The sequence below is a fragment of the Candidatus Neomarinimicrobiota bacterium genome (assembly GCA_034716895.1).
Classification (GTDB): Bacteria; Fidelibacterota; UBA8477; order UBA8477; family JABMPR01; genus JABMPR01.
In genome coordinates this window covers 12,856-30,309 of the sequence record JAYEKW010000067.1, presented here as the reverse complement: position 1 = coordinate 30,309, position 17,454 = coordinate 12,856, and the positions used below count along the sequence as shown (strand labels likewise).

Annotated in this window: 16 protein-coding genes; 12 read left to right on the top strand and 4 right to left on the bottom strand. The window is 44.7% G+C overall.

Annotated features, from left to right (window positions below; translation table 11 throughout):
• From U9Q77_04685 to U9Q77_04670, 4 genes are read right to left on the bottom strand one after another with little or no spacing between them, the layout of a single operon-like run.
• Entirely contained in the window at positions 1–861 is an 861-nt protein-coding gene (locus U9Q77_04685) for a hypothetical protein (protein ID MEA3286653.1), read from the bottom strand.
• Positions 862–880: 19 nt separating this feature from the next.
• Positions 881–1,834, bottom strand: coding sequence for a rhodanese-like domain-containing protein (locus U9Q77_04680; GenBank protein MEA3286652.1), 954 nt, complete (start codon positions 1,832–1,834; stop codon positions 881–883).
• 37 nt (positions 1,835–1,871) lie between these two features.
• Entirely contained in the window at positions 1,872–3,203 is a 1,332-nt protein-coding gene (locus U9Q77_04675; protein ID MEA3286651.1) for a hypothetical protein, read from the bottom strand.
• Between the two features lie 18 nt (positions 3,204–3,221).
• Positions 3,222–3,428 (bottom strand): hypothetical protein, encoded by a 207-nt coding sequence (locus U9Q77_04670; GenBank protein MEA3286650.1) that lies wholly within the window; start codon positions 3,426–3,428, stop codon positions 3,222–3,224.
• A gap of 907 nt (positions 3,429–4,335) precedes the next feature.
• On the opposite strand from U9Q77_04670, the gene U9Q77_04665 reads away from it, so the two are divergent.
• From U9Q77_04665 to U9Q77_04610, 12 genes are all read left to right on the top strand, one after another.
• The gene (locus U9Q77_04665; GenBank protein MEA3286649.1) at positions 4,336–5,022 is read left to right on the top strand and encodes a M15 family metallopeptidase; all 687 of its coding nucleotides are present in this window, start codon (positions 4,336–4,338) and stop codon (positions 5,020–5,022) included.
• A 108-nt stretch (positions 5,023–5,130) separates the two neighbouring features.
• A complete protein-coding gene (locus tag U9Q77_04660; GenBank protein ID MEA3286648.1) occupies positions 5,131–6,447 on the top strand; it encodes an aminopeptidase P N-terminal domain-containing protein in 1,317 nt (438 codons plus the stop codon).
• Positions 6,448–6,651: 204 nt separating this feature from the next.
• Positions 6,652–7,134 carry a DUF177 domain-containing protein gene (locus U9Q77_04655; protein ID MEA3286647.1) on the top strand — a complete coding sequence of 161 codons (483 nt, stop codon included), beginning with the start codon at positions 6,652–6,654 and terminating at the stop codon, positions 7,132–7,134.
• 13 nt (positions 7,135–7,147) lie between these two features.
• Positions 7,148–7,330, top strand: coding sequence for a 50S ribosomal protein L32 (gene rpmF, locus U9Q77_04650; protein MEA3286646.1), 183 nt, complete (start codon positions 7,148–7,150; stop codon positions 7,328–7,330).
• A 187-nt stretch (positions 7,331–7,517) separates the two neighbouring features.
• Positions 7,518–8,558, top strand: coding sequence for a phosphate acyltransferase PlsX (plsX, locus tag U9Q77_04645; GenBank protein MEA3286645.1), 1,041 nt, complete (start codon positions 7,518–7,520; stop codon positions 8,556–8,558).
• A gap of 125 nt (positions 8,559–8,683) precedes the next feature.
• On the top strand, positions 8,684–9,682 hold the full coding sequence (locus U9Q77_04640) for a beta-ketoacyl-ACP synthase III (protein ID MEA3286644.1): 999 nt from the start codon (positions 8,684–8,686) through the stop codon (positions 9,680–9,682).
• Positions 9,682–10,599: an ACP S-malonyltransferase gene (gene fabD / locus U9Q77_04635; GenBank protein MEA3286643.1), complete on the top strand. Its 918-nt coding sequence runs from the start codon at positions 9,682–9,684 to the stop codon at positions 10,597–10,599. The genes U9Q77_04640 and fabD overlap by 1 nt, the downstream gene beginning before the upstream one ends.
• Complete coding sequence (fabG, locus tag U9Q77_04630; GenBank protein MEA3286642.1) at positions 10,596–11,345, top strand: 3-oxoacyl-ACP reductase FabG; 750 nt, start codon at positions 10,596–10,598, stop codon at positions 11,343–11,345. The genes fabD and fabG overlap by 4 nt, the downstream gene beginning before the upstream one ends.
• Positions 11,346–11,371: 26 nt before the next feature.
• On the top strand, positions 11,372–11,605 hold the full coding sequence (locus U9Q77_04625; protein ID MEA3286641.1) for an acyl carrier protein: 234 nt from the start codon (positions 11,372–11,374) through the stop codon (positions 11,603–11,605).
• Between the two features lie 100 nt (positions 11,606–11,705).
• Positions 11,706–12,947, top strand: a complete 1,242-nt coding sequence (gene fabF / locus U9Q77_04620) for a beta-ketoacyl-ACP synthase II (GenBank protein ID MEA3286640.1) — start codon at positions 11,706–11,708, stop codon at positions 12,945–12,947.
• Positions 12,948–12,957: 10 nt separating this feature from the next.
• Positions 12,958–13,716, top strand: coding sequence for a ribonuclease III (rnc, locus tag U9Q77_04615; protein MEA3286639.1), 759 nt, complete (start codon positions 12,958–12,960; stop codon positions 13,714–13,716).
• Between the two features lie 176 nt (positions 13,717–13,892).
• Positions 13,893–17,454, top strand: a 3,562-nt coding sequence (locus U9Q77_04610; protein MEA3286638.1) for a two-component regulator propeller domain-containing protein, incomplete at its 3' end; no start/stop codon positions are given.

Here is a 17,454-nt window from a genome sequence, read left to right as displayed (position 1 = left end):
CTATAGATCGTGACAGGCAAGACAAAGCTGCTCTTTTGATAGTCGCAAACGCCATTGATTTTCCTCAGGGCCGATAAAGACAACTTCTGCTTTGTTCAACACACCGCGTTGATGAGTATAGTGACAGGTATTACACTGTATTTCCTGATTGGCAGACAGGGGAAATTGCAGCTTGAATTGTTGCTCTGTTGTCAGCATGGTTTCGTGAATCTGCTTGACATCAGGTTCAATGGATTTGCCCAGGTGCTGGTTCTCATGACGGTGGAGTGCATGACACTTGTTACAAGTGGGTGTCATATCCAGTCGCATGAGTGAATTTCCGGGAGCATCAGAAGTGATATCAGGCACCTCCAGATGACAATGTTGACAGGTAGATTCATCTATTTTGCCATCTGATGAAATCTGCAAATGAGGATTTAATTGCTGGAAGGCATCCGTTTGGTGACAGGTAAAACAAAAGTCCAACTCGCTTTTGTAGGGTCCGCCTCGTAAAAATGTTTGATTCGCCCGGTCAGTCTTGCAAGCAACGACGTGACAGGTAATACAACTGAATTGTTTCTCTGAAATGATCTTAAAATTAACTGGAATGGTAATGCCTACAGCATGGATATTGATATTATTCAGCTGGTGGATCTTATTATTGACGGCCTCCCGTGAATGACAGGCATCACAGGCAGCCGGGTTAAAGTTACTGAGGTTTGGTTCGCCCTGTTTAAAGTGACAGTCTGCACATTGGTCAGAACCATGGGGATTAATAGTTTCCAGAAAGGTTAATTGCCCATAACAAATACCTAAGAAGAAGAGGGAGCCGAATAAAATTCGACTCCCTCTCAATAATCCTAATGAATAGATCTTATTCAATTAAATGCCTAATAAGAAATTATTCCATTGGGAAGTCAGCAGCCAATGCAGACCACTTATGAGATTCAAGAGTATGATAGATCATACTGTTAGCACCAAACTTAAGGCTGGTTGCATCATAGCCCAGAGCAGTTAACCAGGCTGTCATCATTGAAGATGTCTGACCGGTCCAGCAATAGGTTGCAATGGTTTGTGAAGGGTCAAGAACATCCAGGCCGTCATTGGCAATGGAAACGCTACCTGGTTCTGTCCGGTAAGCTCCAGCTATGTGACCATAATGATCCCAGTGTTCCTGTTCCCAACGGTTGTTGATCTGATAGTTGTCAGGTGCGCCAAGGATCGTTGCAGCAGGAGTTCCTTTAAAACCGTCCAAAATAGCGTCAACACGTTCGGCCAGAATTGCAGCACCGTCAGTCAGATCGGTGTTAATAACCGGATCATCATTGCCGGAGAGCAGAGCAGGGGGAGCATCCATTGCCCAGTTTGCATTGTCTTTGGCGATACTATCTACTTTACCTGACCATGAGTCAAACTGAGCAGCCCAGCCACTCATGCCCCACTTGAGAGTTTTAGCATCAGTATAACCACTCAGACGCAAGGCTACCACAGCGTGAGCTGCTGATTGTCCTGAGAAGCATGCTACCAGAACTGGAAGATCACTTGTATTCTGAGCTTCAACAGTTGTTAGAATATCACCATAGTCAGAATAAACGGCTGTGGGGATATGTCCTTCGTCATACTTTGCTTGTGATCTGATATCAACAATAAAGTAATTGGCTTCATTGCCGGATATAGCCGAAGCAGTGGTTATCCAACCATTGATCACATCGGTAACATCCATGTCGTTATCAAGCATGTACTGTGATAATACCTGGAATGCTGTATCTTCATCTTCTTCCTCTGTACTTTCACAACTTACCATTAGCCCCAGTGCCAACACTAAAACTAAAACTAGTCTCCAATCAAGTTTCATTTTACCTCCTTGTGGTTTTTTGAACTTGCTTTTACGTTTAAAATTCATGACACGCAGAGCAATTACTTGCCGATCCCAGACTGGTTAAAGCATTTGCTTCAATCTCTCCGCTGAGATCATCACCGGTGATCTCCCCTGCCGGTGTCATATCTTCGTTTGTTAAGTATAAATCTATATTTAGCAATGAACTATTCCCAGAATCACCATGCATGTGACAGTTGTCAGCACAAGTCTGATCTGTATACAACTGAGCACTGGTGTCAGCCCAGGTGGTATCTACCAGTGTTCTGGCGGTCCAGCGTTGAATATTGTGAGGACTGGTGTACTTCCAGGTTTCCATAACATTAAAATTAGGCATGCTGCTAATTCCCCAGGGTGCATAAGCATCAGGGGATACCGGTACGTGCCGTACTGTGATCCAGGCTGAATTCTCGTGGGGGTGATCTGATTGTCCATAATAAGGGTTACGACCTAATTTGAACTGTGCATAGACCCGGTATTCACCTGAGTTATCTGCTTCATATTCGTGAGTCCATTCACCAGCATGGCAGGTGTTGCAATTATTGTATTGCTGTGAATGACAGACAAAGCAAGACAGGTCGGCACCATCATCAGCATCAGAATTGGGCCAATGTTGTGCATGAAAGGCATTATCATCCCGGTCAACCTCGTGACAATCCACGCATTGAGGCAGATCAGCTACTTGATAGCGGGAAGTAAGTTCCACATCAGTGACACCATCACCGTGCATATCTTCCTCATGGCAATCCAGACAAGTATAGCCAAAATCATTATGAACATCCGGTACATTGCCGGGCACCCGATCCTGGTTGGCATTCCAGTCATCCCCAACGCGGGAACCGTGACAAGCCGTACAAACATTCTCTTCGCTTGGTGTGGCAATAAATTGATGGCTATATCCCACACGTTGTTCCAGAAAGCCGCCACCTGTGGTGTGGGGACGACTGATATGACATTGTCCACAAGTTGTGTGGCAGCTGGAACAATCTTCAGTAAACGCATTTTGTATATTTTGATCCAGATGATCAAAGGACGATTCGCCATTTCGTAGAGCGACATGAGCCTTTTCACCCCATAGATTACTGTGAATGCTGGTCTCGTTCCGACGAACGATATCGGAGTGGCACATGCCGCCACTACAGCCCTCTTCACCAATGGCAGATGGGTCTCGCAGCATACCGACATGGGCTGAATTGTAAGCTGTTGTATCATCTACTGCATCAACAGGTGAAAATCCCCCATGACAGCCAGTACAACCGATCGCTGCATGAGTCGGGTCAATATCTGCATAAGACTCAACTCCGCGAGTTGCGTTTAACCTGATCCAAACCTTTTCCGTAAGCGTCAACGGCGCCGCTCCGCCGCCTCAGCCAGGTACCGCATGACCATCATCCGGTGGATCGAGAACCAAATCATCAATAATAGCACTCAAGGTGCTTTTGCTGGTGTGACAGCCCTCGCAGCTATAATCGGTAAGCTCCCCTTCATCCACAGGATTTATGGCATCACAACTCCAAAACAGAGTACTGAAGGTCAGTACGCTAACCATGATAATTCTTTGCATCAGTCGCATTTAAATTTCACCTGAAGTATTTCTTTTAGGTTATCGACATTTAACACTTGTTGGTAAACTACACAGGTTCTGCAGTTCTCACCTTTGACCCGACAGGGTGTATTCTCAAAATCCCAACAGGGTCGGCAACTTTTCGTGCCAGCCGGACACACTTCATGATCTTCCAGACAACAGGGCTTCATTTCATAGCAGGGCAACAAGGATAATAAATACCTGATCCCGGCAAAATTGAGCTTATTCTCGTGAATCTGTCTTTGAATGCATTTGATCCATTCGATGTCTGCATTTGTAAAGCGGCGGTGACCTGAGGACAATTTATAAGGTACAAAGAGACCTTCTCGCTCATAGAGTCGCAGGGTCTCAACTGAAATGTTCAGTAACCGGGATACTTCCTGGGGAGAGTGTAACTCCTCTTTAGAGAGGCACTCGGGCTGATTTTTGTTATGCTGAGATAATTTCATATTTTTCTGTATTTTGAAATACCGTATTTACAAAGTGCGTGCCAAAAATTGTGGTTTATTGTGAAAATAATATTTCTTGCCAAACATATTGGCCGGGATTAACCGAATAGTACGTTTTGTAAGCAAAATACGTGTGTGTTATTAGCTGTTAGTGTCTGTTATATTTTGTGTCTAATATTGTTTTTCTGTAATTGTCTGAAATTCGAGAAATCATTCTCGCATCTGAGAGATACCTAGTGTCACGTTAAGCATGATATAGCGCAACCAAGCCTTGTTCTTTTCCCCGCTAACTGCGTTAAATATTGTTACTATAGCTAGGGCTATGGTAACAATATTTGCCTTGTTATCGAAAAAAATCCCCGCGACTTTTTGCACATCTCATGCTTAACATAACACTAGTACAATCAGAACTGGAAGAAGGGTAGAGATTACACTACCTTGTTACCATGAAAACAAAAAATTATATTCGCGCAGCTTTAACCCTTCTTTGTCTAATCTCAATTAGCTTTGGTCAAGCCAAGGGAAACATTCAGGATCTTGAGACACAACTTCAAACACAAGGACTGATCAATATTCACACCCTTGCTCCGGATATCCTGGTGGAGTTGAAATACTCAACTACTGATAATTTTCTGGGTGCAGATACCTATGGTGATCTGGAAGATTGTTATCTACAGCCCAAAGCAGCCAAAATGTTGAGCCAAGCTCAAGTTTTTCTAAAGAAAACCCACCCGAAGCTCACTTTACTGGTTTATGATGGTGTTCGCCCCCGCTCGATCCAACGAAAAATGTGGGCATTGGTAGTCGGTACACCCTCTCAGGATTATGTGGCCAATCCGGATCGGGGCTCAGTTCATAATTTTGGTTCTGCTGTAGACCTCACTTTGGCCACCAACGATGGGAACCCCCTGGATATGGGTACTGCCTTTGACTATTTTGGCAAACTGGCTCAGCCCAGACATGAAGCGCAATTTCTTAAAGAGGGTCACCTGACCCAGGAACAAATCAACAACCGTGAGCTGCTTCGCACAGTCATGACCCACGCCGGCTGGCAGCCAATCTCAATTGAATGGTGGCACTTTAATGCTGTCCCCGCAAAAGTTGCTCGTTCACAATATCGGATCATAGAATAGGGTCAGCTTGTGAAAATCAAAATCAACATAACCGATTTTAGCAGAATCAGTAAAGGGTTATCATACTGTCTATTACTCCTAATAGTTGGATTGAGCCTTGCTCAGGGGATGTCAAGATTCGGTGATCTGCCAACTGACGAATTTGCCCGGCGCCGAGCAATATTTTTAAATGAATTGGCTGATCTGGATGCTTGTGCCATCATTCACTCAGCGCCTGGTTATGAAAGAAATCATGATGTCGAGTACCCCTATCGTCAGGATTCTGACTTTATTTATCTCACGGGATGGCCATTTGCCCGAGGCATTTTGGTACTCACTCCTCAACCATCAGAATCAGATCAAGCTGAAGCAACCCTGTTTGTGCCTGAACGAAATTCCAAAATGGAAGTTTGGACCGGTCCCAAAGCTGGTTTGGAGGAAGCATCAGCTCTGACGGAAATCGATCAAGCGCTGGCTTATGATACATTTTTTGACCATCTGGGGAAATTAGTGTCAGGTTATGAACGCTTGGTGATCTCAGATGGAAATGATCTTGATTTCCAAATAGATCTTACCAAAAAAATGAAGCACTCCCGGCAACGTCCTATCCTGATCCAGGAAGCCGCAACGCTTTTAAAATCACACCGTCTCATAAAATCTGATGCTGAGATAAAAGCTCTGGAGCAGGCTATTGCGATCACAGGTGAATCACTGGTTGACGCTTTCAAAATCATCCCCACCCTCCGTTTCGAATACGAAGCTAAAGCTGAGATAGAATACGGTTTCAAAAAACGCGGTGCGATCCGATTGGGCTTTCCATCTATCGTAGGTGCCGGAAAGAACTCGACCTATCTACACTATGAGGACGATCGTGGGAAATTGAATCCGGGAGACATCCTGCTCATGGATGTTGGAGCAGAATGGGAGTATTACTCAGCCGATATCAGCCGTACTGTTCCAGTCAACGGGACTTTCAGTACTGAACAGGCCTTACTCTATCAGTTGGTTCTGGATGCTCAAATTGCTGCAATAAAAAGTGTCAGACCCGGTGCTGCTTTCAGAGAACCACATCACGTTGCAGTTAAAGTGATTACCAAGGGGCTCATTGATCTGGGTTTACTGGAAGGTACTGTTGTAGACCTGATCAAGACAAAAGCATATCGGAAATTCTTTATGCATGGTACTTCTCACTGGCTGGGGCTCGATGTCCACGATGCTGGTGGTTACTTGAATGCCGACGGACAACCTCATCTTCTCAAAACCGGAATGATTCTAACCGTTGAACCGGGTATCTATATTTCCGAATCAGACGATGTTGACCCAAAATGGTGGAATATTGGTATTCGAGTTGAAGATGATGTACTGGTTACAACAGATGGACACCGTGTTCTCAGTGCATCGATCCCGAAAACTATTGATCAAATTGAAAGGCTCATGCAACCCTGATGATATCAGGTTAGCCTCTTTTAGCCGCGAATTAACACGGATGAACGCTGATAGAATTTATTTGAAAAACAGCAAACAGTTGCGAATGCTATACTATTTTATATCACCACTCTGCGCCTCTGCGTCTTTGCAAGAGGATTTTCCAGGTAACCATCAAACGTTTGACATGCGAATAACTCCCGTCTATATTGCGCGGCTTTGACAATGAAGTTAAGTATAAACACAGTGCCGAGAGGCAGATCAGAGCAGGTCTTTGACAGCATAGCACAACTGCAGCACGATGATAGTATTGAGTGGAAGCCGCTCAACTTGGATTTGAAGTTGAGTATCGATCGCCAGGATCAAAATATTTATCTAAAGGGGTCCGTTACCTGTACCGGTTTATTTATTTGCGCAACCGGGATGGAGGAATTTGAGGACACCCTCAAAGGCAACTTTAAGATAATCCTGACTACCAATTCCAGACACATGGACGAGAATGAGAGTGAAGATATTGTTCTACTTCCCAGAAACCAAACTGAATTTGACCTGTACCCTTTGGTACATGATACCGTACTGCTAGCCATCCCCATTTCACATAATTGTGGACCTGATTGTCAAGCTGGTATTGCTTTGCAAAAAAGTCTGGAGACCGAAGTGAAACCGGATGAACGTTGGGCTAAGCTCAAAGATTTGTTCAATGAATAGGAGATTTTAACTCGTGGCCGTACCAAAAAGAAAAACATCACGGGCCAGAAGAGATAGACGCCGCACCCATTGGAAAACTACTCTTGCCGGTCTGATCACCTGCTCTAATTGCAGTGAACCGAAATTACCACATCGTGTATGTCCCCATTGCGGATATTACAAAGGCAAACAGATCATCATTCCAAAAGAAGTTTGATCCATTTGATATTTAAGATTGAATATTGAAGATTGAATATTGATTTCAACTCAACTGAGTGGGAATTATGGTAATTAACTGCCCAGCACAAAATAATATTTCCACCTACTCCGACCCCTTAACCTTGTCGCGCATGGACCACCGTTGTGGTTATAATAAGGTTTTGTGAGAAGGTATTGGTTCTAAAATGAAAATTGTGGTTGATTGTATGGGGGGCGATAACGCCCCTTTCATCAATATTGAAGGTGCCATTCAATATCTGAATGATGCTAAAAGCACTGGTGAGGTCATTCTGGTCGGCCAGGAAGATCTGATCCGCAATGATCTTCGATCACACCAATTTAAAAGTCCTCATCTGCACGTTCAACATGCCACTCAAATTGTTGAAATGCGCGATTCGCCCACAAAATCCTATAAAGAGAAAAAAGATTCCTCCATGCGGGTGGGCATTGATCTGGTCAAATCAGGAGCAGGAGATGCATTCATCTCCGCTGGGAATACCGGTGCTGTCATGACCTACTCATTGCTGAGCCTGGGTCGCATCCCTGGTGTAGACCGCCCGGCTATTGGTGCATTCATGCCACATGAGGGCGGGGCAACTCTCCTTTTGGATGTGGGAGCCATCGCTGAAGCAAAGCCCAAGAATCTCCTTCAATTTGGTATTATGGGCAGTATCGTCTACCGCAAGAGCACCAAAACAGATTCAGCTCGTGTGGCTCTGATGAGTATTGGTGAAGAGTCTGAAAAAGGGACACCGCTGGTCAAAGAGGCCAAGCGTCTACTGGAAGCCGCTGACATTGACTTCCGAGGCTATGCTGAAGGACGAGATATCTTTAATAATAAATTTGACGTGATCGTAACGGACGGATTCACCGGGAACGTCTCCTTGAAATTGGCCGAAAGCACCTTTAAGACTCTCTTTTCCATGATCAAAAGCAGATTAGATCGACCCAGTCGCCTGATCGGAGCCCGTTTGATCAAACCTGTTTTTACCGAGCTGGTGGGAATATTCGACCCTAATAATTATGGCGGGTCTCCCCTGCTGGGAATCAAAGGCATTTCCCTGATCGCCCATGGCAGTTCCAGCGCAAAGGCAATCAAAAATGCCTTATTTGAAGCCCAACGTTTGATCAATTCAAATTTGATCGATGCTATAGAACAGGAGATCACTGCGTCACTATCCAGTATCACCTATACAGCAATGGATGACGAGATCATTCATCACTAATCAATATTATTAATAAAACCTAACTGCAGAAAGCTTAGCGAACACAAAGTATAGTTTTACAAATGACTCTATTTATTCTCTTTCGCTTTCTCCATAATTAACTATTCAATAACAGGAAATATACAATGACCAGAGCTGCTATAACCGGAGTCGCCTCCTATGTGCCCGAAAAAGTATTGACCAATTTTGATCTTGAAAAAATGGTTGATACCAATGACGAATGGATAGTATCCCGCACGGGAATCCGGGAACGTCACATCGCTGCTGAAGGTGAAGCCAGTTCAGATATGAGTGTCAAGGCAATCACAAAGCTGTTGGAAGAAACTGGAACCACAGCCGACGAAATTGATGCCATCATTGTTGCGACTGTAACACCCGATATGCTTTTTCCATCAACAGCGGCCTTAATCCAGGAAAAGATCGGAGCAACCAAAGCCTGGGGCTATGATCTTTCAGGTGCATGTTCCGGTTTTTTATTCGCCCTGAAATCAGGTAGCGCCCTGGTCCAGACCGGCCATAAAAAGGTTATTGTAGTAGGTGTTGATACGATGAGTTCGATCCTTGATTATACTGATCGAAACACGTGCATCCTTTTTGGTGATGGCGCCGGTGCTGTTCTTTTAGAGCCTACTGAAGACGAGAACTACGGGATCATTGACGAGATCCTATACATCGATGGCTCTGGAGCAGATGCCCTGCACATGAAGGCTGGTGGCAGTCGTAAACCGGCTACCCACAAGACAGTTGATGCAGGTGAGCACTATATCTGGCAGGACGGCCGTAGTGTTTTTAAGAGAGCTTCATCTGATATGGCTCAAGTGAGTATTGACATTCTTGCGAATAACAATTTTAAAGCTGAAGATGTTGGTATCTTTATTCCCCATCAGGCCAATAAACGGATCATTGATGTAGCAGCCCGGCGAGCCGGCTTTACTGATGATCAAGTCCTGTTGAATATTGATAAATATGGCAACACCACAGCAGCGACATTGCCATTGGGACTGGATGAAGTGGTCCGCAATAAGCGCATCATGGATGGTGATCTGGTACTGCTGGCGGCTTTTGGTGCTGGTTATACCTGGGGCAGTATCCTCCTCCGTTATGGACCCGGTAAAAAGGTTTGATGATGCAGCGTGCTTTAATATTTCCCGGACAAGCCTCTCAATTTGTTGGGATGGCTCAAGATATTTATACTGAGCATGAGTCTATTCGAACCTTGTATGGAACGGCCAACGATATTTTGGGCTTTGATGTAGCTGATATCAGTTTTAACGGTCCCTTAGAAGCTCTGACAGAAACCAAAGTCACTCAACCCGCGCTCTTTGTAGCTTCGGCAGCCTTTTTCTCGCTGCTGCCTGCGTCGTTCGAGTTCCAGATGACTGCCGGACATAGCCTTGGTGAATTCTCAGCCTTATATGCAGCTGGCGTACTTAGCTTTGAGGATGCGCTCTCTATCGTCAAGGTCCGCGCTGAAGAGATGCAGTTAGCTGGAAAGGCTCAGTCTGGTACCATGGCTGCTATTCTCAACCTGTCACGAGAGGACGTTGAAAAGGTTTGTTTACATGCATCAAAGCGAGGCATCGTTCAGGCCGCCAATTATAATTCACCTGGGCAGATCGTGATCTCTGGAGAGACCAATGCTGTTAATTATGCTATGGAAATCGCAAAAAATCTCGGAGCCCGGAAAGTGGTTGGCTTAAATGTAAGTGGGGCCTTCCATTCCCCCCTTATGGCTCCAGCCGTAGTCGGTCTTACTTCCGCTATAGAAAAATCGAATTTTTCTCAGGCGAACGTCCCGGTGATTGCAAATGTGGATGCCGCTCCAACCTCGGATCCAGGAAAAATTAAAACCAACCTCATTCAGCAGTTGGAAAATCCAGTGCTGTGGGAGGATAGTGTTCATACGATGCTTAAAAATGGCGCAACAGAATTTGTTGAGGTCGGCCCCGGTCGCGTCTTGCAGGGGTTGATCAGGCGGATCGAACGTAGCGCCAATGTAAGTGGCATCGGAAACCAGGCACAATTGGAGGGATTATCATGATCGATTATCAGGGAAAAGTAGCTATTGTCACTGGCTCTACCCGCGGTATTGGATACCAGATCGCCTTAAAGCTGGCTGAACTGGGAGCCAAAATCGTGGTTAGCAGCAGAAAAGCTGAGGATTGTCAACAGGTTCAGGAAGCGTTTGAATCAAAAGGGTATACCTGTTTAGGAGTGGCTGCTGATGTTACTTCCGCGGACGCATGCAAAGCCTTGGCCAGTGCAGCAATTGATGCTTTTGGTCCGGTGGATATCCTGGTGAACAACGCCGGCATCACCAAAGACAATCTGATAATGCGTATGAAGGAAGATCAGTGGGATGATGTTATGAGCGTTAATCTGAAAAGTGTTTTTAACATGTCTCAAGCTTTGCTACGGAATTTCTTGAAATTGAAAGCTGGCCGCATTATCAATATCACATCCATCGTTGGGCAGATGGGGAATGCCGGACAAGCCAACTATGCCGCATCCAAGGCTGGTATTATTGGATTTACCAAGTCTCTAGCCAAAGAAATCGGCTCAAGAGGAATCACTGTGAATGCTGTTGCACCTGGTTATATTGCCACCGATATGACGGATGCGATTACAGCTGATGCCCGGGAAAAATTGTTTGCACAGATCCCTCTGGGGCGCATCGGAGAGTCAACAGACGTTGCCAATCTGGTGGCGTTTCTTGGGTCTGAACAGGCTGGATATATCACAGGTCAGGTCTTCAATGTTGATGGCGGCCTGGTCATGCAAGGATAGAACTGAAAGTTAGGAGAAAAAATAACATGTCAACTTTCGAAAAAGTACGCGATGTAATTGTTGAAAAATTAGGTGTAGATGCTGCCAAGATCACTGAAGATGCTTCATTTATTGATGATCTGGGTGCTGATTCACTGGACACCGTAGAATTGATCATGCAATTTGAAGAAGTTTTTGATATTGAGATTCCCGATGAAGATGCTGAAACCATCACCACCGTTGGAAAGTCTGTTCAATACATTGATAGTAAGCTTGGATAAGCTTTAATCTTCATTTTTTTTGGATGAAAACTGGGTTCACTAACGGGTCGATACTTGAGATCGACTTGATGGTGAATCCAGTTTTTTTATGAGGAGTGCCATGAAAAAGCGTGTTGTGATTACCGGCATGGGAGTTGTCTCCCCTCTGGGAAATGAACTGGATACTTTTTGGAGCAATTTGATCGCTGGGAATAATGGCATCACTACTCAAGATTGGCTGGTTGAAGCCAAATATAATGCCACAGTGGCTGCAGTAGTCAAAGATGACCTCAGTATTGATGATATTGTTGAGTTCAAAGAAGCACGTCGCATGGATCCTTTTACCCGCTACGCTGTACATTCTGCTAAAGCTGCCATTGGGCAGAGCGGGTTGGAGTTAAACAATGAGGATCCCACTCGAATAGGTGTCATCATTGGCAGTGGCGTTGGTGGACTACACACTTTCGAGGACCAACATGGCATGCTGGTCAAGCGGGGACACCGCCGGGTGAGTCCATTTTTCATTCCCATGATGATTCCTGATATCGCTGCTGGTTATGTTTCGATCATCTGGGGGCTGAAAGGTCCAAACTATTCGGTCAATTCAGCTTGTGCCACAGCAGCTCACGCCATCGGTCTGGGTTTGCGAGCTATCCGCTATGGTGATGCAGATGTCATGGTCTGTGGTGGTGCTGATGCAGCATTGACCACTATGGGATTTGCTGGTTTCGCCAACATGAAGGCGCTCACTTTTAACCCGGATCCTGAATCAGCCAGCCGTCCTTTTGACAAAGCTCGCGATGGGTTTGTCATGGGCGAAGGCGGCGGTATCTTCGTGCTCGAAAGTCTTGAGCATGCTCAAGCACGTTGTGCCACAATTCTGGCAGAGCTGGCCGGCTTTGGAATGACCGCCGACGCATACCACATCACCAGTCCTGCACCAGAGGGTGAAGGTGCTCAGCGAGCAATGCAGATGGCTCTGTCTGACGGTGATCTGGCTCCAAAAGATATTGACTATATCAATGCCCATGGAACCTCAACGCCAGCCAACGACAAAAATGAATCCATCGCTATTAAAAATGTTTTTGGGGATCACGCTTATCAACTGGCCATCAGTTCAACAAAATCCATGACAGGTCACCTTTTGGGTGCCTCTGGGGGTGTTGAGCTGGCTGCCCTGGTTAAAACGATCCAAACCAATACCATTGCACCTACTATCCACCATGATAACCCTTGTGACGAGTGTGACTTGAACTACACACCGAATGTTTCGATCAAGCGTGAAGTAAACGCTGGTATCAGCAATTCCTTTGGCTTTGGTGGTCACAACGCCGTATTGGCTGTAAAGGAATTCAAGGCCTGATCGAAGTACTATGAAATTTCTGGGCAAGCTCTTTCGGAAAACCAGATCGGAACTGCCGATCTCGGAATCATTTGCCCAGAATCTTAAAGCGATCGAAAACACTTTAGGCTATACCTTTAAGGAGCCACATCTACTGGAACGAGCGCTTACTCACAGTTCCTTTGCCAGTCAAAATAATATCAAATATTCTTATGAACGGTTGGAATTCCTGGGCGATGCAGTCCTGCAGCTAGTGGTTTCTGACTACCTATTCAAAACCCATCGGCATCTCAACGAGGGTACCCTCACCAAGTATCGTACTATTCTGGTCAACGGCAGCTATCTGGCAGAATGTGCAGCCCACCTGGATCTGGGTCGTTGGATCCTCTTGAGCGAATCAACCCGGCGCAGCGGGCACCGTGATAATGACTCCATTATGGCTGATGTAACAGAATCTCTGATCGCCGCCATATACATGGATAGGGGTTATGAAGCTGCTGCACAGTGGGTTAAAAAGAATGTTATCGCTGGGAAACCTGGCTATGCTGAAGAATTGCAGTCCTTCAATCATAAGGGCCAATTAGCTGAAAAATGTCAACAACTTAAATTGGGCAACCCTCACTATGAGGTTACCAAAACAACTGGTCCCGATCATGATCCCTTATACATGATCGAGGTTTCAATTGATGAAACTGTGGTTGGGTTTGGTGAAGGTCGCAACAAAAAGGAAGCCAGCCAGAGAGCTTCTGAAGATACTTTAAAAAACTGGGACATTCACTTTTCAGGCTAACGGTCTGATCATCTCACGTTTGCCAACCTTCTTTTTTATGAGTTTAGTTCTATCTCTCTCTTGGAGCTTGGCTCAATGACACTATATTTCTTCACTTTGATTATTTGACACGCATTTTGCATTTAAACTTAGAATATGGATATCTAATTAATAAACGAGCCCGTTCTGATTAATTTATGATTGATTCTGTTAAGCTTCTCCTTCTCCTCGTTCTAGCCTCTGTTGCTATTGGTCAGGATATTCCTTCCTATCAATTTGAGACCATCGATATTAATGATGGTCTTTCCCTCAACAACGTGATGACTATTACCCAGGATAAGTACGGTTTCATGTGGTTTGGAACCGAAGATGGTCTGAACCGCTATGATGGTGTCTCTTTCAAAGTATTCCGCCATGATCCACTTGATTCAACATCTATTAACTCCAGTTCTATCTTTTCAACCCTGGTTGATAGTCACGGAGATCTTTGGGTCGCAACCTATGTTTTTGGTCTCAATAAATATGATTATGAAACTGAAAGTTTTCTCCATTACCCGAAAGAATCACCAGCCGGTCTCACTATTGGCGATGCCTCGATCTACAGTTTGCTTGAAGATCACAACGGGTATATCTGGTTGGGAACCTCTGGCTCTGGCCTTTTCCGATTTGACCCTGTAACAGGTCAGCTATCAACTGTGCAAGATCTCATTTCAAATGATATCGCCCTCACAGACTCGATAGTATATTCACTTTTCGAGGATCACAACAATCAACTCTGGATTCCCACCCTTAATGGGTTGAATGTCCTTGACCTGGAAACTTTTGCCCTGCGAACCTATAAATACGATCCCAATGACTCAACCAGCCTTTTTGATAATAGTGTTAATTGTATTTACGAATCTTTTGATGGTGGGGAGTATCAGATCTGGATCGGAACCAATTGGGGTGGATTCGAAAAGTACGATCAGGAAAATGATAATTTTATTCATTATGGAATTCATTCTACCAACAATCCGGACTACCCGGAAACCAGTATCAACTACATGATCCAGGAGAACCAGGATCGAATTTGGCTGGGAACTGATTCCAAGGGCATCATGATCGTGGACACCCAGGGTAACCTGTTGGAAACTATTGCCCGTAAGATCTATGATGACACGGCTTTAAACGATGATGTGATCCAACATCTTTATGATGACGGTGATATTATCTGGGTGGCCACCTCAAGTGGTGGTGTGGGTAAATATGTCCGAAATCGTAAGAAGATTTACACAATCGGCTATGACCCATTAGACCCAGACGGTCTACATGACAACCGGGTTGTAAAGATCGAGCCAGACCAAAAAGGGAATTTTTGGATCGCAACCTGGACCACTGGCTTATCATTATACAACCCTGAGTCACAAAGCTTTAAGGTTTTCCAACACGACCCGGATGACCCGGGAAGCGTTAGCGATAATGCAATTCAGGATATGCTGGTTGATAAAAATAACAATTTGTGGGTTATATCCGGTTCCACAACTCTGGATGTCCTCAGAAACGGTGAAAGCAGCTTTGAACATCTTGAAGCCTCCCAGGAACCTGGTGGTCTACCCAGCCAATACCTGCTTACCATCTTCGAGGATCAGGCTGGATTCATCTGGTTTGGCAGCTGGGAAGAAGGTCTTTTTAAACTGGATCCGGCGACCATGCAATTTCAGATTCATTGTGAGCCTGCTGTAAATAATATCACGCTGGGGGATATTTCATTCTACTCAATGTTTGAAGATTCACGAGGCATGTTGTGGATCGGCGCTGAGAATGAGGGCTTGATCAGTTATAATCAAGAAAAGGGTTCATTAAAGCAATTCAAATCTGTTCCCGGTGACCCCTACGCCCTGCCTAATAATGATGTCATGTGTTTTCACGAGGATGATGCAGGCTTCATCTGGCTCGGTACCTACGGAGGTGGTTTAACCAAGTTTGATCCACTCAACAACACCTTTGAGAATTTTGGCATTGAACAGGGCCTGGTTAATGCCGCGGTCTATAAAATCTTTGAGGATATCCATGGTCATCTCTGGTTAAGTACCAATTACGGACTGGCCAGATTTGACAAAGAACAAAAACTATTTAAGTCATTCGGAGTTGATGATGGTGTTTTAAGCAAAGAGTTCAATCCTGGTGGCTGTGTAGATGAAAATGGCTTGATGTATTTTTGCGGGGTTCAAGGGGTAACTTATTTTGATCCTACTCAAATCACCGACAATAAGCACATCCCGCCAATCCATTTTACAGACCTGTCTATTATGAATTACCCTATAGAGATAAACAAACTTTATCATGATCGATTGGTTTTAGAAAGATCGCTTACCGAGAATCCTACGATTCAGCTTTTTCCTGAAGATCTATTCTTTAGTGTTCGCTTTTCAGCTTTGGATTACTATTACTCTGAGAATAATCAGTACACCTATTTCATGGAAGGCTTTGAGGATAAATGGCGCAATATTAACAACCGGAGGAGTGTCACATTCACCAATCTTGCTCCTGGTAAATATACTTTACACGTGAAGGGCAGCAACAATGATGGTGTTTGGAATGAGGTGGGAACTTCACTGGATATTGTTATCCTGCCTGAGTTTTATGAAACCTGGTGGTTTATTGCCGGAATTGTTTTGCTCAGCGGCCTTTCCATTTTACAAATTTCACGAATGCGCACTGCTTTCCTGGTTCAGCGTGGAGAGGAGCTCAAACGCCACAATATTGAGCTCAATACCCAGATAGAATCACGCCGCAAAGCACATCGCAAAGCACGTCAACGGGCTGATTATTTTAGATCCGTAATCTCTCTATCTCCAGTACCCATGGCTATCCACAATGTGGCAGGAAATATCACTCATTTAAATCAGGGTTGGGTCGATCTCTGGGGAGCGGAAAAAACCGATGATATCATTCGAGACTACCAGGTTGACCAGGATTCTCTAGCACAACAATTTGAACTGGGGAAACATTTTCATGAGGCACTGGGAGGGGAGATTATCAAGCTTCCTGAAGTAACCTTTACTGCTCCTGATGGGCAAAATAGAGTAGTGCACATCCTACTTTATCCTCTGAAAGAAATCGCAGGATCGATAAATCAAGTTATGATATCCATGGAAGATGTAACTGAAATCGTGCACCATCGAGAGCTGATTGAAAAATCACTGGTTGAAAAAGAGCTGCTCCTGAAAGAGGTTCACCATCGAGTGAAAAATAACCTGCAGATCATTGCCAGTCTTCTGGGGCTTCAAAAAGCTGGTATGAAAGATGGAGAAATTTACCAAACCATAGATGATTTCCGCAATCGGGTGAATTCTATGGCATTGGTGCATGATGCTTTGTATCGATCGCCCGAATTTAACAATATCGATATTGCAGTTTACATTGAGAATCTTATCAAAGAGTTGCAGGTTGCCTTTAAACTGGACGATTCATCTATTCAATTATTAACTGATATCCCGGGGATCAACCTCTCGGTTGATTTAGCCATCCCCTGCGGGTTGATCATCAATGAACTGATCACTAATTCCTTGAAATATGCCTTTCCGAACCCTGGTGGAACCAATAATCAGATAACTATTAAATTCACCCGGCTTGAAAATGATTACATGAGAATTGAAGTCCACGATAATGGGGTCGGTGTGCCCGAACCAGTAGTCTGGGATTCAGTCCAATCGTTAGGTCTCTATCTGGTAAAGATCCTGAGTGAGCAACAATTAATGGGCACAGTTGACCTTAATA